The following is a 19,507-nucleotide window of genomic DNA, read 5'->3' as shown; positions in this document are numbered from 1 at the left end:
AAAATTTCTAGAGAGTCTGTATCCTGCGGTATTACAAATGGCTTTAAAAATCCATCGAGAACGTTCCCTATCAAACTACGAGACATCACCAATAAAAATAATGATATTTAAAGGATATAATACGTTTTCTAGGGACTTTTTCCAAATAAAATCATGATGATCGTTTTGCTTAATATATACATATCTGTTTTAAACCATATCCAGGGCTTAGTCAAATAAGTTGCATAAGCATGATCGAATGCCACTTTTCTTTTTACGTCCTCAATTGTTCTATCATAATGACAACTGACTTGTGCAAGACCAGTTAACCCTGGGCGCACCCCAAATAGTCGCTCTTGATAAAAAGGGATATTTTTAACGATATAAGGAAATAGCGAAGGTCGTTCTGGGCGAGGACCAATCAATGACATATCTCCTTTAAGAATATTAATAACTTGTGGGAGCTCATCAAGATGAGTTTTACGCATAAAATAGCCAAAACGAAATACTCTTGGATCATTTTTGCTTGTCCAACGACGATGTCTAAAACGAGTATTAATGTTCATTGTTCTAAACTTGTACAAATAAAACATCTTTGTTTGTTTTTCATTACTAAGCCCAACACGCAATTGTTTATAAAAAATAGGGCCAGGGGAAAAAACTTTAATAATTATCGCAACCAATGGGCCAATACAAAGCAGTAGCAACAATCCTGTCAACGCAAAAACTTTATCCGTAAACCATTTCCCTATGTAAACAATAGGATGGATGTAGTAGTGCCTTACTGCTTTATTGGATCGTTTCCAACGCCCCGTCCTATTAAGCTTAAAAAAATAAAACCAGCCTAAAAGCATTGCCAAATGTCCATAAATAAAATAACTGGTAATCTCCGTGATCTTGGTTTTGTAGAGAATGTTAGACAAACAACTGAAATAAAAAAGAATCTGGCCTATTAAAAAAATTAAAAATATGAATGAATCATGAGCTAAATATACATTGCTGATGAATAGGAATATTAACAACCAAGGCATAAATATTCGGAGTACTTTACAACTAAAGAACATCCAGGCAACCCAACCTTGGCTGGGTGATAAAAGCCTAAAAAGCAAGAAAACTTGTTGAATATTCCCAGCAGCCAGGCGAATCCGCCGTTGAAAAATAATTTCCATTGTTGAAATTTCATTTTCTACAGACGCACAGGAAGGATCATAAACCCCCCAATACCTCTTTCTGAGCATAAAACTCTTCCACGCCTGATTTATCCTTCGGATGCTCTTGGTAACAAAATTTTTTATCGTTACTTTAATGAATTTATTTTTATATCTCTGTTTACTCTTTTTGTTAATAGACAAAGACATCTTACCGAGATCTTTAGGAGTATAGGTTTGTGCAATAACTTGCAGGGGAATTACAAAATCTTCATTAATTGTATTAGGAGGAATTTTTTTCCAAAGTAATTTGCGAAGAGCATATCCAGTTCCATGATAGCCAATCGGTGTGCCCAACTTCGATTCTTTAGCCTTTAAATCATTTTGATATTGCCAATAATATTTTTCTCCTTCCACTTCTTTTTTTCGTAGCTTATAACTCGTGCAATAGACGCCTACTTGAGGATTATTAAAATAAGCATTAGCTTTCTTTAGTACATTACGAGATAGAGTTGCTGAAACATCAGAAAAAAAGATAATAAAATCATCATCAATTTTAGGAATAATTTGGTTAAACCAAGCAACTTTTCCCTGATTGGTTGGTGATGAAAAAATTTTTATTTTTAATTGGGGATATTTTTTTATAGCCGCTTGGGCCTGATTTGCTGTTTTATCGACACTGCCATCATCAAGCAACCAAACTTCATAGTGATCGGCAGGATAGGATATTTTTGCCAAATTCGCTATTTTTTTAGCAATATATTTTGCTTCATTGTACATAGGAATAATAAAAATAAATTGGTGCAGCGGCAGGTTTTTTCCTGTATGAATTTGCTTTCGTGTTTTTGCAATAAAGGTGAGTAATAACGGGTAGCCAATGTGATGATAGAAGAGAAGGAAAAGACATATAGCGAACGTTTTAACACCCATATTTTTCTCTCAAAAGTTATTCTTTTAATGCGGGTAAAATATTCTATTTTTGCACAATCTGTCTTTATGAATATCTTGGTTAAATTTCTTGAATTAGACAAAATTACACTAAATTACAATTAAGTATAATTTAATAAATTTAAAAGTGTCGATGTTTTTTTCTAGAATTGACACTTTCTTCAAAAGCATATTCTTCTCATTAATTTATTCTATAATCAGAATTAGGGTCCGCATTTATTACACGATGTAAACATCATGAGTATTTCAGTTAAATATTTTGATAACAACATCTTAATTAAGATTTCGGGTGCTTTTAATACAGCGACGAGCGTGCATGCACAACCCATTTTTAATGAATTAATCGAGCATATTGATAGAAATATCATCGTTGATTTAAGCAAAGCCACAAGAATTGACACATCGGGAATTGGCGCTCTTGTATTTTTATTCAAACGACTGCGCATGGCTGGTTATGCACTAGAATTAATCGGTTTGCATGGGCAACCATGGCGAAAGCTAAAATCATTGGGGCTTAATCAGACGATGCTAATTCACCCGATCGTATGATTTGCTGAATAATTATCATAACGGAACATTGATTGGGTGTGACAACAACGCTCCAATATCCGCAGACAGTAATGAGTTAGTTTATATCGATGTTGAGGATCAATTATATTTACAGATAGCTGCTGTAGTAAGATGATCATCTCATCAAAAGATTTTAATCTTGAGAACACTATGAATGCGAATAAAACACTTATAGTCTTCGCAGAAGACTGGGGACGATTCCCAAGCAGCACTCAGAGTCTAATAAGTGCCTTGTTAAAACAAGATTGGCACGTTACCTGGATTAATTCTATTGGCTTGCGTAAACCCAGTTTGAGTATCTCTTACTTCAAAAGAATTTTAGAAAAATTAGCTCAATACGTCCTGGGAAAAAAATCCAAGTATCGTTTATCTCTTCCTGAACATCTTACTGTAATTCACCCTTTGATTATCCCCTTCATTGGCAATTCAATAATTGACACATTAAATTGTTTCATTCTAAAAAAACAACTTAAGCCTGCCCTAAAAAAAATGAAACAACCCATTATTTGGGTAACCTTACCCAGTGCCTATCCATTTATAAAAATTTTTAATAATTGTCCACTCGTTTATTATTGTTGTGATGATTATTCTGCTTTAGCAAAGCATCCTCTTTCTAAGCTTGATTTCTTTGAGAAACAATTAATCGAGAAAGCAGCTCTAATATTAGTAACAAGTGCAGTTTTAGCTAAAAAAATGCCTAAGAACAAAACACATTATCTCGATCATGCCATTGATATCGAGCTTTTTACTAAACCCTATGCACGACCTAATGATTTACCAACTGGAAAGCCAATTGCAGGCTTCTATGGAAGCCTGTGCAGTTGGGTTGATATCAATCTAATTTATCAGTGCGCAATTCGCTTAAAAAACTGGAATTTTGTTTTCATTGGACCTAAAAATATTGATTTAAAAAAATTAGAAACATTAAGTAATTTTTTTTATTTAGGACCTAAGGCTTATGCTGATATTCCTGCCTATTCTCAACATTGGGATGTGGGATTGATTCCATTTATTTACAATCAACAAATTGCAGCATGCAATCCATTAACATTTAAAGAATATCTTTCAGCAGGCAAGCCTGTTGTTACGACGAATATTCCTGCTTTGCATATTTATAAAAAACACATATATATTGCCAAAGACACCGATGATTTCATCAATGGAATAGTATCTTCCTTACATGATAACAAAGAAGAAATTAGAAAAAATCTGGTCAAAGATCAAAGTTGGGATAACAGAGCATTAGCTCTAGAAGAACAGTTGCTTGATTTGTGCTCATTCCATTGAAAAGGAGATCGTATTGAAATGGAAATTCTCTGTATCATGAGAGCCACCTTGACGTTGTCAAAATACTGGGAAAATCATAAGAGCTTTAGGCATGAAGATTAGACTATTAGTTGACTCGAAACATATTGGTGGTATTGAAATACATGTCATGAATCTCTGTGAAGAATTAACAAAGAGAAAACATGATTGCAGCATTATCTTTGTTTGTGATTATCCCAATAATGTTTTATATACTCTTTGTGAGAAAAAAAACATTCGCTATCATGGTTGCAAATCATACAGAGCGCTCTTCCATCTATTACTCAAAGAGCAACCCGATGTAATTCATGCGCATGGCTATAAAGCGAACATATTAGCCCGCCTATTCGGAATATTCAATAAAGCATCTATTGTGACAACGTTTCATGCGGGTGAAAAACCGATAGGAAGGCTTATTTTATACAATTTTCTCGATCGTTGGAGTAGTTTTCTTTCAAAAAACATTTGTATTAATGCAGAGATTGCCAAACGTCTTCCAAGTAAAGCTAAAATAATTCCCAATTTCGTTGACGTTCCAGAACACCCTAACCCATTAAGAACGACGAAACCATTTCAAATTTATTTTATTGGAAGAGTAAGTCCTGAAAAAGGTCCCATACGCTTTTGTCAGCTGGCAGAACACACATCATCTGATTTTGAGTGGCATATGGTAGGCACTGGTCCCTTATTGGATCAGTGTCGAAATAAGTATCAAACAAAAGTTCAATTTCATGGCAATGTAGTTGATATGGAGAGGATCTGGCCTAAAGTTGACTTATTGTGTATCACTTCGAGCTATGAAGGACTACCATTCGTTTTACTTGAAGCAATGTCGCGGGGCATACCAGTAGTATCATTTAATGTGGGGGCTGTTAAAAAGGTATTATCAAACACCGGATTTATTATTGAATGCTTTAATCTAAAGCAAATGCAAAAACGCATCACTTCTTATTTTTTAAAAACAATCGAAGAACGTCAAATCATCGCAACAAAAGAAAGAAGTAGAATCATAAAAAATTTTTCCGCATCAATTGTTGTATCTAAAATTGAAGCGTTTTACAAAGAACAAATCAGTGCCAATTTGGAGTAGCAACAGGTTTTATGTTATATTTTTTGTCTGACGATTAATACCAAAGTCATTTGATTGACAAAGATAAATATTTTTCACTTCAAATATCGCGCCCAAGGAGTAGAGCATAATTATGAAAAAGGAACTATGGCTTGTTGTCTTATTTGGCCTAAGTGCCTGCACAAATTCAAAGATAAGTTCCGACAGGGTTTTCTCTAATGCCCAAGTTCTTTATCAAAAAAAAGAACAAAGTTCTCATGACAAACAAGCGGCCTTACAAATGCCAAGTTATTTCATTGAACTTGAATACGAACAAGGACAAACAAATCTAAGTCCTGCACAAGTAAAAAAAGTAGACGCGATGTTGAAAAAGATTGTTTATCCTGATGAATATAAAATATACGCTAGCTTTGGCTCAAGTGGTGAAAAAAATCAGGTCGTTAACCTAGCGCCCGTTTTTAAACGTGCAGAAGATATAAAAAGCAGATATAGTAAACGAGTAAAAGAAATTAAGGTTGCTTATTTAAAAAATCAAAAACCTGATTGTGTTTATATCAGACTTTTAGCATAGGTCTCACGGAAGATAATGAAAAAATGGAAGCAATAACTGACAACTATTATGCGCTTTACATCTATCTTGACGCCTTTTGGCGGCGTAGATATTTGATTGTGACGTGTATTCTTATTACCCCATTCCTTGCTCTTTTAAGCGCCACACTCTTGCCCAAGACTTATAAAGCCAGTATTTCTATTGCTATTAATAAAATTGAAACACCGTCACTGAAAGATGTAAGTAGCACCATTGATATCACTCAACAATTCGCGGGGGTAAAAGCTTATCTTAGCTCACCGAGTGTTTTAGAAAAAATTGTTGTTGAAACCAATCTCGTACCTGCAGATTCCAGTGAGAAAACTGTCCAACAAGCAGCAGATGAGTTAAAGAAAAAACTCAAGATAACTCTAGTTGGAGAAGATGTGGTACAAATAGATTTGTCTCAAAATACTCCTAATTATCTGTCCATTATTCTAAATACTTTAGGTAATAAATTAATTGAACGCTTAAATGCTCAGAATTTAAGCGTTACTAATTCATCCTTAATCGTTTTAGAAAATGAACTAAAAAATCAAGAAGAAACCACTAATAAATCAATTGATGCACTAAATCATTATATCGATGCTCATGCGGATCTAACCCCCGCCTATCGTGATATATATTTTGCACGTTTACGTGAGATTACATCAGAACTAGGAGAGAATAAAATCCAGTACAATACCACGCTCACCGAGCAAAAAGAGCTGTATGGTATGATCGTTAAACTGAATCCTCAAATTGGGCAAATTGAAAATGCTATTCTTGAAAATGACAATAAACTATTCGTAATGCGACTTACTTATACAGACAATTTTCCTGGTGTCAAAGCACTCATTCAACTTGGAGAATCACTGAGAGCTGAGCGCGACAAGTTGTATAAACAATATCAAAATATAGACGACAACACCATCCAGGCATTATGGAATATGGCTATTGTCCCGCCTAATAATAAAAATGGACAGCCCAACCCAACTTTAACCTCACAATTAGAAAAATTACGCAATATGCAACTTAAAACTAAAGGGCTGTCTCAACAAATTAATGATTTAACCAATCAGCAAAAAGACATAAATAAAAAATTAAGACTCATAGATACTACCAGCAAAACTATAACAAAACTAAATCAAACAGTAAAAAATAATCAAAACGCCTATAACGATCTTTTAACCCGTTATAATCTGTTAAAAATGACACTCAATTTAAATAAAACTAATGGGTCTAGAAGCGCTCAAATTGTCGCTTATCCACAAAAACCCATAAAATCACTTGCAAGACCACCTTTATTTTTCTTTGTGATTGGTATTTTCTCTGGAATTTTTCTTGGATTTGGCCTTGCAATAATATTTGAGTTTATGGATAACACGGTACGTCGTAGACGCGATATCGAAGCAATAGGCGATGTAAAAGTTATCTGTCGTGTGGAAACGTTAGCATGAGCGATGGTCTCGTAAGCTTCGAGCGCTTTAGAACATGCTCTCATTTATAGAGGGAATACATGAAAATCCTTCATATAATCCAGAGACTTAAATATGGTGGCTTAGAGCATCTCGTTTTTTCAATGTTATGCCATGATGTTAAAAATGTATACATTCTAGCGCTCGAAGATCCATCCGAAGAGTCATTTCGCCAATGGCCAAAATTAAAAGAATACCAAAACAATTTATTCTTTGCGGATAAAACAAAGGGGTTTAGCTTAAAAACCGTGAATTTTATTAAAGACATCTGTCGCACTTTAAGCATTTCAGTGATTCACACACATCATCTTGGTCCATTAATCTATGGTTGTTTAGCAACCTCTCAGCGTGCATCGATAAAGCATATCCATACAGAACACGATATATGGCATTTACAACACTACAAAGATTGGTTAATTCAATATTTTTTATTTAACTGGAAAAAACAAATTCATTTAGTCGCTGTTTCAAAAGATATATATACACAATTAAAAAGTTATTTTCCTAAAATGGATATAAGCACTATTCCTAATGCCGTAGATACGCGTTTTTTTATACCAGGAAATCAAACAAATGCTCGCAAATACTTCAAGTTGCCTGAGAGCTCAACAATCATTGGTAGTGCGGGACGCCTTGAAACAGTCAAAGGACATATCTATTTAATCGAAGCCATACGTCTTATGCCATTAAATTATTTCTTGGTAATTGCAGGTATTGGCAGTTTATATCAGACTCTTTTAACTCACATTCAGACACTCGACTTATCAGATAGAATATGTCTATTGGGTATGGTTGAGCCTATGAATTTATTTTATCAGGCTTGTGATATTTTTTGTCTCCCTTCACTGAACGAAGGGATGCCACTTTCTTTGTTAGAAGCCCAAGCCTGTAGTGTTCCGGTCGTATGCAGTAATGTTGGAGGCTGTGCTGAGGAAGTTGATCCGGAATCGGGTTTATTGATACCTTCTCAAAACCCTAAAGCAATCGCCGAGGCCTGCATGAAAATCAACCAAAAAACTGAAAAGCCTCGCGAGTATATTCTTAAAAATTTCAGTTTTGATACTCTAATAAACCATTATTATCAACTCTATGTAAAAGTTTAGATGTATCCTTTTTGGAGTAGAGCTAAAAGAGTTAAATTTATAATGAATAAACAATCTGAAAATATAAAAATAAGTAGCATCGCAAATTTATTATTTCTTTTTCTTTTGGCAATAATTTTCTATCTAACTTACAAATATATGGTTCCCGCGGAAGATGCAATCATATTATACGATTACGCAAAAAACCTTTCCATGAGAGGGATCATTACTTATAGCAATTCGTCCTACCCAATTGAAGGAGCTACAGATTTTCTTTGGATGGTGATTCTAGCTGTTTTGAAAAAAGTACATATAGATGAATTTGAATCAGCATTAATTCTGAACTATTTGGGGGTATGTCTAATTTTTTATTGTATGAAAAAGCGCGATTTCCCTCTTATTCTAATAATTATGGGAATATTAGGTACGCCTTACTTATATTCTGCTTTAATAGGTTTTAGTACACTTTTTTATTCAGCTATATATGTTTGCGCATTATATTTTGTTTTACTAAGAAAGTCTGAATGTTATTTTTTTATTTTTATTCTTTGTTTAATTCGTCCTGATGGGGTTATTTGGGGAATTGGACTCATATTTCTTCATATATACTTGGCAGAAAGTAACTTTAAGCTAAAGGATGATTTATTTAAATTTTTAATTTATTTGATTATCCCAGGCTTATTCTATTTTGGATGGCGAGTTTGGTATTTTGCAGAATGGCTTCCCTTGCCTTTTCTTGTAAAAAGCTCAAGTCAAAGAGATTATGGGATCTTTTTTTTAGACTCTTTAAAAATGATACAATATCCTTTGATTCCGATGTTAATTACAGTATTTTTTTTGAAAAGTAAAAATCAATATATTAAAAGAATATTTTTATTATTTTTTATTCCAATAATATTTTTTAGTTGTATGCATCTAGAACAAAATAATGGTAATCGTTTTTTAGCCCCAATGTTTTTTGGTTCATTAATGCTCATTGCAGAAAAAAAAGAAGCAATGGCAAGTTGGGCATTCATTGTAACTTCGCTTTTATATGGTATTAAATTAACTTTTTGGACTTTTTTGAGTTTTATTGATGTAAATGATTATAATGAAAACATCATTAATTTGTCTAAAAGCTTGTCAAAATTCCATGGTAGGATGCTTACTACAGAAGCTGGACGATTAAGTTATTATTCTAATTGGGATACTGAGGATAGTTGGGGTCTAAATACACCTAGATATGCACATAGGCTTATAAATACATTGGATCTTTACAACGGGCATTATAATTTAATTGTCGCTCATTGTCCCATATCAATGCTAGATAGTGGCATAATAAAAACTTATTTTATTGAAGAAAGGGCATGGGAAAATCAATGTCGTGTATTAACTTCATATATTCTTTCTGAAAGATATGATATCTATTTAGTTCCATTTATACATGGACAATTACTTAGCAATCAGCTTCTCCAATTACTAAATTTAAATCATCACAAAGAAAAATGCCGACGTTATGATATATACGCTATTGCAAAAGACTTCAAGTATAATGCGGATGTAAAGAAAATAATAATAAATTTTGAGGGCATTCCCTATAGCTCAAATAGAAGTAGCGATCTTTGCAATTTTTAGCCCTATTGTTCGATTAAATTCCCCTTTTCTTGCATATGAAAAACCAAATGAAAAAGATGACTTGACAGCAATCGATGTTAATAAAAAATTTTTTGATTATCTATGTATGCGCTCTCTAGCAAGGTGTCCGACAAATCAGGGCAGGATCAGCCTTCGTGTGGTGACTTGATTAAGTGTCATTGAAAACAAGTTAGAAATTTGAATTCTTAGCGAGCTTAACTTTTTAAGAGTACAGCCAAAGGAGGAATAAATTTTAAATAATATGCTATAGCAATTAGAAAGAACCACAATCCCCCCCCACAAATAATATATGCGGTGGCGCTCCCCATAAACCAAATACTTGATTGGCAAATAGCATAAACAACGATAAAAAGGCTTAATCTTAAATATCGATAAGGTAAATATAATTCTTTTTGGCTGAAATAAAAAAATATAAGCCATCTTAAAAAGAGCACTGAACACAAAATGTAAAGCGCCCCCCAAACATGCCATAACGGGATGAAAAAATAAAATCCGATCACCGTTAATACAGCAATCATATTATTAATCAACATAATTTTTTTTGTTTTTTCTAAAAATAATCCCACGCTCATTATATCTCCAGCAATTTTCAATGGAAAAACAAAAGCGCACAGAGGTAAATACAAAATAGCATCCTGGTAATTTTTAGAAATGAATAAATGAATAAATAAACTTCCACCTAAAGTGACAGAAAAGGCACATATCATTCCCAAAATCACGCCAAGCTCTGTTGTTTTTGCACAATAATCACGACGATTAATGTATTTAAAGCGTTTTGGATACCACCACATCGTGAATGGTTGTATGAGAAAAATCGTTACCATTGCAAACTTTATAGCCAAAGCAAATTTGGCCATTTCAGCCGCTCCTATAGCATAACCAAGCCACCAGATATCCAATGACATGATTACAAAATCACCTAATCCTGCAAAAATTAAAGGAACTCCGTAAAAAAATAAACGCTTTTGAATATTAAGATCGACTTGTGATAACCCTTTTAATTGAGTTGGAAGAAAATATAAAAAATTTAATGTATTAGAAACTACGGAAACAAACATAATGCCTGTCACTCCATAACCAGCATATAACACTATCAGAACGAGTCCAGCTTGAATAAATGTTCTAATTAAATTGATCCAAACAAAAGCCAATGCATTTTCTTGGAGCCTAAGCCAATCAAGTTGGATCGCTAAAATATTGCTTGGGATCATGAGTAAAGCTAAATAAATGATTTGCCAATAATTCGTATTACCAGGAAGCATAGAGCTTATTTGACTTGCAAATAAAATCATTGGAATGCATAAGAAGAAACTGCTTGAGAAAACCAGAAATCCAGCATTTAAGCAAATACTGTCCATAGCTTGTTTTGTTGACGCTACACCTCCAAAACGAAAGATTGCATCACCCTGTCCAAGACAAAAAATGGTGAGCAAAATATTAATAAACGTTTGTAAAATTTCCAAGGTTCCATATTCAGCAGGACTTAATATTCTTGTCATAATTGGCAGCATAAATATTGCAACAAGCTTCGCAATAACAAGACCTATTCCATAATAGAAGATCTGCTTCATCTAGCCTTTCCTACAGTATCACCGATCGTTGTATTGATGCTTTGTGCCAATGCAATAGTCAGAGCAAAAAAAATGTAAAAAGGCCAAGTAAACCCTTGGGTTAGAAAAGTACTTGAAATACAAAAACCAATAAGTCCGGAATACAATCCTCGTGCCAAAATTGGATAAATAGTTTTTTGCTCAAATTGCGACAGATGCTTTTCTGTAATATATACAATATTTTTATGCGCAGTTTTTATTGCAGAAATGATGCAGCAAATATATAAAATTAAACCTATAAAACCAGATTCTGCAAGCACCCCGAACCAACTACTATGCACGGCGTGTTGTTGGTTGTCCCATACAAGAGCATAATTATAATAATTGTCTAGAAACCCATTGATACCAACACCAAAAACAGGATGATGTATTGCCATATTAACGGCAGTTTCCCAGGCATAAATTCGCCCCATGGCCGATTCATCAAGTGTCCCTGGCTCGATACCTCCAACACGGACAAATAAACTACTGATAAACAAATAGAATAGAAGCATCATAAAAATAGTTAAAAAAATTACTAATGATTTGGGCTTTATTTGATGTGTAGCAAAATAACTAACGATAACAATTAATGCCATTAATCCGCCACGACTTTGAGTTTCAAAAATAGCTCCAATAACAATGATTGCCCCAAAAAAACCAATGAATCTTATTAGAAAGGAACTAGATGAGCTGACGACCATACTACAACAAAAACTAAAAGGAAATAATAGTGTTAAAGCTAAATCATTTGGGTCTGCAATTGCAGAGTAACCCCCAAGAGTTGCTCTTACTACTTCCACAAGATGTTTGCCCTCAGCAAAATAATAATGTGTCAACAAAGAGAGAGAAATACCACTTAATACAATTAAAAACACAATTAACTTATATGCTTTTTCGCTTGTCACCGTCCATGTTATCATAAAAAAAACAATGAAAATTTTAATGTATGTATCCTTCCAGTAGCCAAATGAAGTTTGGAGGCTATAAGCCAATACCATACTCGTGCTAACCCATACAAAGAAGAGCATAAAATAGGTCATTTCTCTACGCCAATAAATTTTTACTCGCCCTAATTGAGCATTGATACTTAAGCTAAGTATGCCTAAAATTGCAAAAATTAATGGCAGATGAAGTGAATAAAGTCCTGGGATAATCTCATGAAAGCGAAATAAACATAATATAAAAAACAGTATGCCAAACAAGTAAGGATATGCGAAAGAAAAAACCAACATCATGATACCGAATGGGGCTAAAATAAAGCCATATGTAGTATTCAAAGAGAGGATAAATATTAAACTGGCTACGCCAATAGCGACTAATGATTGTCCTAACCGTTCATTTGTCCATCGATTAATCATGTTTAAATTTCACACTAAAATACTTCTAACGTAGAGTACTCCTCTGACTAGAAAAATTCTCTTATGTTATAGAAGTCGTGTAAGTTGGAAATAAAATTCTTATTTTCATGATAGCACAAGATAGATCCAATACATCAATTTAACGGATTGATTTTTCTCGCTATTGTTTGGCATGCAACAAAGACTGCTGCTATCTTAGTAATATAATGACAGGTAAATACTTAAGGGACTATATATGAAACTTTTAGTGACAGGAGCAACTGGCTATATAGGCAGTCATTTTTGCGTATCAGCTCTTCAAAATCACTATGATTTAGTAATGGTTGATGATTTGTCAAATAGCTCCATAAAAACACTAAACGCGATCGAAACGTTGACCCAAAGAAAATGTAATTTTGTACAACTCGATTTATGTGATGAAGAATCGGTGGATCGATTTATTAGTAAAAACCAAGACATTGATGTTGTCGTTCATCTTGCAGCTAAAAAAAATGTATATGATTCAATACATAACCCGCTGAATTATTACAGAGATAATGTCATAGCGAGTTTTTTCTTATTGAAGGCATTACAAAAAAATAATATCAATAAATTTCTATTTTCTTCTACAGCTGCTGTTTATATAGATGCGGGTGATAAACTGTATAAAGAGACATTCCCCGTATGTAATCCATCCTCTCCTTATAGTCATTCAAAGTTCATGTTTGAAACGATGCTAAATGACTATTGCCGTGCTGAAAAAAAATTTTCAGCAATATCGTTACGCTATTTTAACGTGGCTGGAGCACATCCCTCTGCATTGCTTGGCGAATCATTATTAAACAGTTCGGGTATATTTCCCGAGCTGCTTAAAGTAGCAACTAAACGAAAAAAATATTTAGATATCTATGGTAATGACTACCCCACCCCTGATGGTACAGCAATTAGAGATTATATTCATGTTATGGATCTGATTCAGGGACATCTGGATGCTTTAAACTATTTGGACAATCATTCAGGGTTTGATGTATTTAATCTAGGACGTGGCGAGGGCTGTTCCGTTTTGAATTTGGTCAACACTCTGGAAAATGAACTTCATGCTAAGATCCCATATCATTTTAAACCACGCCGTCGAGGAGATTTGTGCTCTGTTATTGCCGATCCAACCAAAGCCAACCGATTATTAGGTTGGCATGCCAAATATACTATAAAAGATATTATTCATGATGCTTGGCAATATTCAAGCACACCTCATTTTTAAATGCTTCACCTATTTTGCATATTTCCTAGAAAAAACTAAACTCAATGTATAAAGCGGCATAAAATATGGGTTACATTCATTAGATGGAGTATCAAAAATTGAAAAAGGAGTTTGTCATACTTTATGAAGCATGGAACAAATCATGATAGAAATCATTCATGATTTAAATGAATTAAAATCTTTGGCCTCAAGCTGGAATGAATTAGCCAAACGATTCAAATCTCCCTTATTACTTAATCAGTGGTTCACTGCATGTGCAGCGACTTATCAACCTGAACAGCTGCAATTTATTGTCAGTAAATCAAATAATGAAATCGATGCAATTGCACTGCTTGTTTTAGTGAAAAGTCATGGCATACAATGAAACCTATGCAAAATATTCTCCAGGAGTACTTCTTGGATATGAAGCGATACGTTATTCGTTTGCACAAGGTCTGGAAGCCCTTGAGTTTCTTGGCCAAGATGAACCATGGAAAACCTATTGGACTAATGACAATCATCAGTATCTAACGATTAGAATTTATCCATTTACATTGATGGAGCAGATGAGTTTAGGCATAGACGCGCTCTTTTTTTAATTAATAAATTATTCCAGCGAGCAAAAAAATAAAGCGATTTATTTTTCTATTTACCGCGGAGAAAATAAAGCATGAATGGTCGCATAGAATTAACTGTTGGAGACCAAGCCAAGCAGCTGTTGAATGATATAAAATTTATAAAAAAATGGTCAATTTTATATGATTCCTGTTTGTATGGCACTGTATATCAATCTCCTGATTTCGTCTGCTCTTGGTATGAAGTATATTATTCTGAATGGCAACCAGTGCTGGTTACTTTGTGGAACAAAGACAATGACCTCACTGCTTTATGGACTCTTGCTTTTTCCTTAAAAACCAACACCCTTGCTCATGCCGGAACAATTCAAGCAGAATACCATGCTTGGTTAGCTGTACCCGAAGTATCTGATTGGTTTATTAAAACGGCATGGTTTCAATTGAAAAATCATTTTAGATTTTCAATACTAAGATTTACCTATCTTCCGCCATCTCTTCTTCCTATTCTTCAGTCCATCCCCGAGATGACGTACAATCTTATTGTGCGGAAAAAAAATAGGCCTTTAATCCAATTAAATGCCCATGAGTTGCAAAAGTCTTTTATGAAAAAGAAAAATAAAAGCAAACTTAATCATCTCAAAAAATTAGGGGAATTAAAATTTTTAAGAATTACTGAATTGGTTGAGTTAGAGCGAGTCCTCCCTGAATTAATAAATTATTATGATTTTCGTCAAGGCGCGCTTCATCAAGTTACTCCCTTTCGAGATGATGACAAAAAACGCTCTTTCTTAGTACAATTATTTGTATCTGCTCCTGATAAGATTTGCATTACAGTAACTTATCTTAACAATACTCCTATTGCTGCCATGATAGGAATGATTAGCAACAAGATGATACACTTGGATTTGTTACCCAGCTCCCCATTTTTAGCAGAATGTTCACCTGGAAAATTGCATCTAATGCTATTAGGCGAGTACCTTATTAGTCAGGGCTATAAACAGTTTGATCTAACCCCTGGTGATGATGCCTGGAAAGAGCGTTTTGCCAATGCGCATGATGAAGTTTCTGAAGTTATCCTTTATAAATTCAGCTATTTACGTTTTCTTGTAAAGCTTTTTGATGGTTTGAAAAAACTCTTAAAACCTTATAAAAACTCTTTAAATAAGGTTAGATCCTTCATTCATAAAGGATCCAATCAATGCATTGCAAAATTAATTTATAGAATAAAAAATTGGATTAAAGAAGATAACGAAATGTGTATCTACTTTTTTGAGCGGTCTTCTGCACAGAATTTTAAGTCTGATGAACGAGTCAAATGCAATTCAATCTCTGATTTACTCCATTGTGAGCCATGGCACAATCAATATGATTTTTTATCAACCGCATTAAAACGATTCAACGCAAAGGAATATATCTATACTATGACTATTGATAATTACCTTGCGATTTATATTTGGATGACGAAGAACCGCAGTTTTTTTTCTATTTTCCAATATTCAGTTAATATTCCTGAAAAGAGCATCTTATTTTATGACTCATCGATACATCCAAAATTTAGAAGAAAAGGTCTTTATAAAATAATGCTTGCCCATATGATACATGAAGCATTTACTTTCACGGACATTAAATCTATTTATGTTTTTGTTTTAGCGAGTAATTTACCTTTCCGCCATGCTATAGAACAAGCGGGGTTTCAATATCGAAGTTCAATTTTTATGCAGAGAAGATTCGGTTTTGTAAAAAAATGGATGAATAAACCACTATAAAACTTAATTGAGATAGATAAGGATTAAACAGTTTACAAGAACCGGTTGTTTTAATTTGCTGTATATATTTAAAATCTTGTCTGGGGAGTTGAATCAATGAGCAACCTCATTAAAGGGGAGAATTATAAGTTGAATAATCCTGCTTTTATTTTAGGTTTGTTTGATCCTGGACTTGCTGTGGTACATCTTCTTGCGGATGCCAAAGTTAATGTTATCGGTTTTTCAACTTTTTCTGCAGGTGAAATCGGAGTATACACACGAAAATGCAAGGTCCATCAGATCCCTTATCCCATAGGACGTGAGGATGCACTATTAGACTTTCTTCTTAAATTTATACAGGATAATAATTGGACCAGCCTTTATCGCCCGGTGTTATTTCCTACAACAGATCTATTTGTTTATTGGATAGCAGAAAATGAAGATATACTAAAAAAGTATTTTTTATTTGAGCAACCCTCTAAAGAAATAACCCTTCTTTTCAAAAATAAAAATGTACAGAGCCAGTTAGCGCTTAATGCAGGTTTAAACATACCTTGGACAATAGAAATCAAACATCTTAATGATCTTCCTCACTTAGAAAAGCTTAGTTTCCCTTTATTAGTAAAAGGGGCCGACTCAACTACTTGGAAAAAAAATATTCACGAAAAAGGGATAGAAATTTCCAGGAAGGCAGATCTTGAACCGTTAGTTTGTGAGCTTTTGAAAACGCAACAAAGTGTTATTCTCCAAGAAATCATTCCAGGACCAGAGTCTAATTTAATAGAGGTTTCTATGATAGCCACTCAAAAAAGTGACATAGTAAGCTCTATTACCGTTCGAAAAATTCATCAGTTTCCGCGGAAATATGGTACAGGTTGTTTGGTTGAAGAAAGTCATTTCCCCGAGATAGAAAAGCTAGCCATAAAATTTGTTCAAAAGAATAAGTTAAGTGGTATTTTAAATATGGAATTTAAATTAAATGAAAAAAATGGATTAGCTTATTATATTGAAACCAATCTTAGAAGCTGGGATCAAATTGGGATAACTCGATGTATTGGTGGTAACTTCCCATATCTCCTGTTTCAACTTCTAACCGATACAAAACTTCCATTTTCCTATAAGAATTGTTCCAAATATTCTCCCATTACTTGGATTGATCCGGTGAGTGAAGCAACCTTAATATCTCAAGAACCAAACAAATTGAATGCATTTTTTACATTTTTACAACGATGGAGAAAAAGTACTGTAATTAACAGTTGGTACTGGAATGATCCTGTTCCTTTCATAAAAAAATGGAGTTTATCCCACAAAATTCATTCTTTGATTCAGTTTATTTGGAAAAATAGTTTCGCTAAACTCCATAAATCTTAATGTTATTGGTTGAATCAAACGTCACAAATATTTTTTTAAATCCATAGTTTTTTTAATTTTCTAAAAGAAAATATAGGCTTGGAATAAACATCAATTAACACGGCATTTGCGCCAAATTTTGAAATGGTGTGCATTCCTTGTTTTCCTGGCGGCGGTTGAATTTCGCAACAAAACTCTTCTTGAAACGATGTGGGGCTAAGAGTTTTGATTCGATTAACCATAATGGATTTCCCATATCTACCAGCGCAGTTTTGTGAAGGTCGATAAATTATATCGTTTATAATAAACGGCGTTCCTGCTGGTCGACTTGATCTAATATCACATTTTACTGGATTAAGTGCATGTTGTTGCCATGCACCTGTTAGTGTTTTAGAGTACCAAATGAAAAGATGAGAGTTATCTCCAATTTCTTTATGGGTACAAAATAACCACCAATAATCCTTACTATGCATGATTGTTATATCAACTGCGGGGAAATCATGTATCAAAACAGCTTTTTGATACCATTTTCCAGTGGGTGTTCGCTTCCAGAGTGATACTTGGTTCGATGCGGAAGATTCCGGAATGCAATAAAGCGCCCCATTTTCACAGATAAGATAAGGATAAGATAAATGTCCTGGAGTTTCCAAGATATTATCTTCTCCTTGAAATTCCCTTCCATTATCCCATTTTAAATAGGAGATTTTTCCTTCTTCTTGTATTTGATCAAATTTTTCAAATAATATTATTCCTGCCCCCTCTTCATAAGGATATACTCCAAAAGGATCTGCCATAAAATATTTTTTTAGGTCAGAATTCACATATTTTATTAAATTTTCATCTATTGATGTTGTTTGAACAAAAGATTCAATGGTTTTTTCAACAACACCAATTCGCCAACTCATCATTGTAATTTTAGGATGTGTTACCAACCAGGAATAAATACGGCTGCTTACATGAAAAAAATATTTTAACATGTCGACATTACTGGGTTTCTTTTTTATAGCTACTTTTTTTTCTTGAGCTGGATAATCGCGAACAATATCTTTATTAGAATGAATTAATTCTTGGCAAACTCGTTTTGGGAAATATGTAGTACTTAAGAGTATTGTATCCAGGTTAGTTCTGTAAGTCCCTTTACAACTAAAATGACTACAAAATAATTCTCCTCTATGCAGGATGTAGCCTCTATCCTGGTGTTCAGTCAAACGTTGTAATGTAACAGTAATGCAATCTTTCTTATCAAACGTTTCCCAAAATGCCGGAGGTAAGTCTCCATGATATTCAGGATCTCCATAATGAAATCGCCAAACCCCGAATTTTGCGGCATTCAAAAAATCACCTTTTAAAATGCTGTCTTCAAAATGTAATATAAAGTCTAACTCTCTGATCTTAAGATCTTTTAAATCTTCATCATCACAATAAATAGTATCTGCCCTACGATTAATACTGTGAAATCTAATTTTTTTTATTTCAGTATTTTGCAATGTACTACTCATATCTGTACGAACCATAGCTTTTAATTTAGGTAAGACTAGATACTTATAGAACAACATCCAGAATAAAAATCGAGAATTTTTTAAAAGATAACGCCACTTACTAAGCCTCTTTTTTTTATATTGCGGAACGATGATAAGTGCAAGTTCAGCATACTGAGAATCAAGCAGCTGAGTTAAACAATTCGCTTGCCACATTGGAAAAATTGTTGGGCTTGTACTAATTACTGCAAATTTAAAACAACCATATTCTTTGGGTATCATTAATTTATTTTCAGAAATTAGTAATTTATAAGATATAATAGTCTAGAAAAAACAGGATCACCACAGACAAAAATACCCAAGGCAGCAATAGCAAAGGAATTGATGACTTTTACTGTAATATTAGTA

Annotated in this window: 16 protein-coding genes; 12 read left to right on the top strand and 4 right to left on the bottom strand. The window is 33.7% G+C overall.

Annotated elements, in window-relative coordinates; genetic code table 11:
• Nucleotides 1-128 precede the first annotated feature (128 nt).
• Nucleotides 129-2,057 (bottom strand): sugar transferase, encoded by a 1,929-nt coding sequence (locus ELY20_RS11880; RefSeq protein WP_110142590.1) that lies wholly within the window; start codon nucleotides 2,055-2,057, stop codon nucleotides 129-131.
• A gap of 255 nt (nucleotides 2,058-2,312) precedes the next feature.
• Between ELY20_RS11880 and ELY20_RS11875 the strand changes: the two genes are divergently transcribed.
• From ELY20_RS11875 to ELY20_RS11845, 7 genes are all read left to right on the top strand, one after another.
• Nucleotides 2,313-2,624, top strand: a complete 312-nt coding sequence (locus ELY20_RS11875) for an STAS domain-containing protein (protein WP_110142591.1) — start codon at nucleotides 2,313-2,315, stop codon at nucleotides 2,622-2,624.
• A gap of 171 nt (nucleotides 2,625-2,795) precedes the next feature.
• Complete coding sequence (locus ELY20_RS11870; protein WP_158618877.1) at nucleotides 2,796-3,932, top strand: glycosyltransferase; 1,137 nt, start codon at nucleotides 2,796-2,798, stop codon at nucleotides 3,930-3,932.
• Between the two features lie 91 nt (nucleotides 3,933-4,023).
• A complete protein-coding gene (locus ELY20_RS11865) occupies nucleotides 4,024-5,040 on the top strand; it encodes a glycosyltransferase family 4 protein (RefSeq protein ID WP_110142593.1) in 1,017 nt (338 codons plus the stop codon).
• A gap of 112 nt (nucleotides 5,041-5,152) precedes the next feature.
• Nucleotides 5,153-5,590 carry a hypothetical protein gene (locus ELY20_RS11860; protein WP_110142594.1) on the top strand — a complete coding sequence of 146 codons (438 nt, stop codon included), beginning with the start codon at nucleotides 5,153-5,155 and terminating at the stop codon, nucleotides 5,588-5,590.
• A gap of 23 nt (nucleotides 5,591-5,613) precedes the next feature.
• The gene (locus ELY20_RS11855; RefSeq protein ID WP_110142595.1) at nucleotides 5,614-7,047 is read left to right on the top strand and encodes a GumC family protein; all 1,434 of its coding nucleotides are present in this window, start codon (nucleotides 5,614-5,616) and stop codon (nucleotides 7,045-7,047) included.
• Nucleotides 7,048-7,106: 59 nt separating this feature from the next.
• Nucleotides 7,107-8,168 carry a glycosyltransferase gene (locus ELY20_RS11850; RefSeq protein WP_110142596.1) on the top strand — a complete coding sequence of 354 codons (1,062 nt, stop codon included), beginning with the start codon at nucleotides 7,107-7,109 and terminating at the stop codon, nucleotides 8,166-8,168.
• 42 nt (nucleotides 8,169-8,210) lie between these two features.
• Entirely contained in the window at nucleotides 8,211-9,761 is a 1,551-nt protein-coding gene (locus ELY20_RS11845) for a hypothetical protein (RefSeq protein WP_110142597.1), read from the top strand.
• A gap of 215 nt (nucleotides 9,762-9,976) precedes the next feature.
• On the opposite strand, the gene ELY20_RS11840 is transcribed toward ELY20_RS11845, so the two are convergent.
• Together ELY20_RS11840 and ELY20_RS11835 are read right to left on the bottom strand one after the other, a co-directional pair.
• Nucleotides 9,977-11,353 (bottom strand): lipopolysaccharide biosynthesis protein, encoded by a 1,377-nt coding sequence (locus ELY20_RS11840; RefSeq protein ID WP_110142598.1) that lies wholly within the window; start codon nucleotides 11,351-11,353, stop codon nucleotides 9,977-9,979.
• The gene (locus tag ELY20_RS11835; protein ID WP_110142599.1) at nucleotides 11,350-12,732 is read right to left on the bottom strand and encodes an O-antigen ligase family protein; all 1,383 of its coding nucleotides are present in this window, start codon (nucleotides 12,730-12,732) and stop codon (nucleotides 11,350-11,352) included. Before ELY20_RS11835 ends, ELY20_RS11840 begins: the two co-directional genes overlap by 4 nt.
• 235 nt (nucleotides 12,733-12,967) lie before the next feature.
• Here ELY20_RS11835 and galE point away from each other — a divergent pair, with 235 nt between their 5' ends.
• The 5 genes from galE (at nucleotide 12,968) to ELY20_RS11810 (ending at nucleotide 17,642) form a co-directional block, all read left to right on the top strand.
• The gene (galE, locus tag ELY20_RS11830; protein ID WP_110142600.1) at nucleotides 12,968-13,972 is read left to right on the top strand and encodes a UDP-glucose 4-epimerase GalE; all 1,005 of its coding nucleotides are present in this window, start codon (nucleotides 12,968-12,970) and stop codon (nucleotides 13,970-13,972) included.
• Nucleotides 13,973-14,114: 142 nt separating this feature from the next.
• Complete coding sequence (locus tag ELY20_RS11825) at nucleotides 14,115-14,336, top strand: hypothetical protein (RefSeq protein ID WP_126955531.1); 222 nt, start codon at nucleotides 14,115-14,117, stop codon at nucleotides 14,334-14,336.
• Nucleotides 14,323-14,550, top strand: coding sequence for a GNAT family N-acetyltransferase (locus ELY20_RS11820; protein WP_110142602.1), 228 nt, complete (start codon nucleotides 14,323-14,325; stop codon nucleotides 14,548-14,550). Before ELY20_RS11825 ends, ELY20_RS11820 begins: the two co-directional genes overlap by 14 nt.
• A gap of 71 nt (nucleotides 14,551-14,621) precedes the next feature.
• On the top strand, nucleotides 14,622-16,292 hold the full coding sequence (locus tag ELY20_RS11815) for a GNAT family N-acetyltransferase (protein WP_110142603.1): 1,671 nt from the start codon (nucleotides 14,622-14,624) through the stop codon (nucleotides 16,290-16,292).
• Between the two features lie 96 nt (nucleotides 16,293-16,388).
• On the top strand, nucleotides 16,389-17,642 hold the full coding sequence (locus ELY20_RS11810; RefSeq protein WP_110142604.1) for a hypothetical protein: 1,254 nt from the start codon (nucleotides 16,389-16,391) through the stop codon (nucleotides 17,640-17,642).
• Nucleotides 17,643-17,677: 35 nt separating this feature from the next.
• On the opposite strand, the gene ELY20_RS11805 is transcribed toward ELY20_RS11810, so the two are convergent.
• On the bottom strand, nucleotides 17,678-19,381 hold the full coding sequence (locus tag ELY20_RS11805) for a glucosamine inositolphosphorylceramide transferase family protein (protein WP_110142605.1): 1,704 nt from the start codon (nucleotides 19,379-19,381) through the stop codon (nucleotides 17,678-17,680).
• Nucleotides 19,382-19,507: the final 126 nt, after the last annotated feature.

This window comes from Legionella qingyii (genome assembly GCF_003990155.1).
Classification (GTDB): domain Bacteria; phylum Pseudomonadota; class Gammaproteobacteria; order Legionellales; family Legionellaceae; genus Legionella; species Legionella qingyii.
This window is presented reverse-complemented; position numbering and strand designations above follow the sequence as displayed.

Excerpts from the sequence above, each read along its gene's own strand:
- galE (WP_110142600.1), top strand. The coding sequence starts at position 12,968 with ATGAAACTTTTAGTGACAGGAGCAACTGGCTATATAGGCAGTCATTTT.
- ELY20_RS11835 (WP_110142599.1), bottom strand. The coding sequence starts at position 12,732 with ATGATTAATCGATGGACAAATGAACGGTTAGGACAATCATTAGTCGCT.
- ELY20_RS11810 (WP_110142604.1), top strand. The coding sequence starts at position 16,389 with ATGAGCAACCTCATTAAAGGGGAGAATTATAAGTTGAATAATCCTGCT.
- ELY20_RS11870 (WP_158618877.1), top strand. The coding sequence starts at position 2,796 with ATGAATGCGAATAAAACACTTATAGTCTTCGCAGAAGACTGGGGACGA.
- ELY20_RS11855 (WP_110142595.1), top strand. The coding sequence starts at position 5,614 with ATGGAAGCAATAACTGACAACTATTATGCGCTTTACATCTATCTTGAC.
- ELY20_RS11860 (WP_110142594.1), top strand. The coding sequence starts at position 5,153 with ATGAAAAAGGAACTATGGCTTGTTGTCTTATTTGGCCTAAGTGCCTGC.
- ELY20_RS11815 (WP_110142603.1), top strand. The coding sequence starts at position 14,622 with ATGAATGGTCGCATAGAATTAACTGTTGGAGACCAAGCCAAGCAGCTG.
- ELY20_RS11880 (WP_110142590.1), bottom strand. The coding sequence starts at position 2,057 with ATGGGTGTTAAAACGTTCGCTATATGTCTTTTCCTTCTCTTCTATCAT.
- ELY20_RS11845 (WP_110142597.1), top strand. The coding sequence starts at position 8,211 with ATGAATAAACAATCTGAAAATATAAAAATAAGTAGCATCGCAAATTTA.
- ELY20_RS11820 (WP_110142602.1), top strand. The coding sequence starts at position 14,323 with ATGGCATACAATGAAACCTATGCAAAATATTCTCCAGGAGTACTTCTT.
- ELY20_RS11875 (WP_110142591.1), top strand. The coding sequence starts at position 2,313 with ATGAGTATTTCAGTTAAATATTTTGATAACAACATCTTAATTAAGATT.
- ELY20_RS11865 (WP_110142593.1), top strand. The coding sequence starts at position 4,024 with ATGAAGATTAGACTATTAGTTGACTCGAAACATATTGGTGGTATTGAA.
- ELY20_RS11850 (WP_110142596.1), top strand. The coding sequence starts at position 7,107 with ATGAAAATCCTTCATATAATCCAGAGACTTAAATATGGTGGCTTAGAG.
- ELY20_RS11840 (WP_110142598.1), bottom strand. The coding sequence starts at position 11,353 with ATGAAGCAGATCTTCTATTATGGAATAGGTCTTGTTATTGCGAAGCTT.
- ELY20_RS11825 (WP_126955531.1), top strand. The coding sequence starts at position 14,115 with ATGATAGAAATCATTCATGATTTAAATGAATTAAAATCTTTGGCCTCA.
- ELY20_RS11805 (WP_110142605.1), bottom strand. The coding sequence starts at position 19,381 with ATGATACCCAAAGAATATGGTTGTTTTAAATTTGCAGTAATTAGTACA.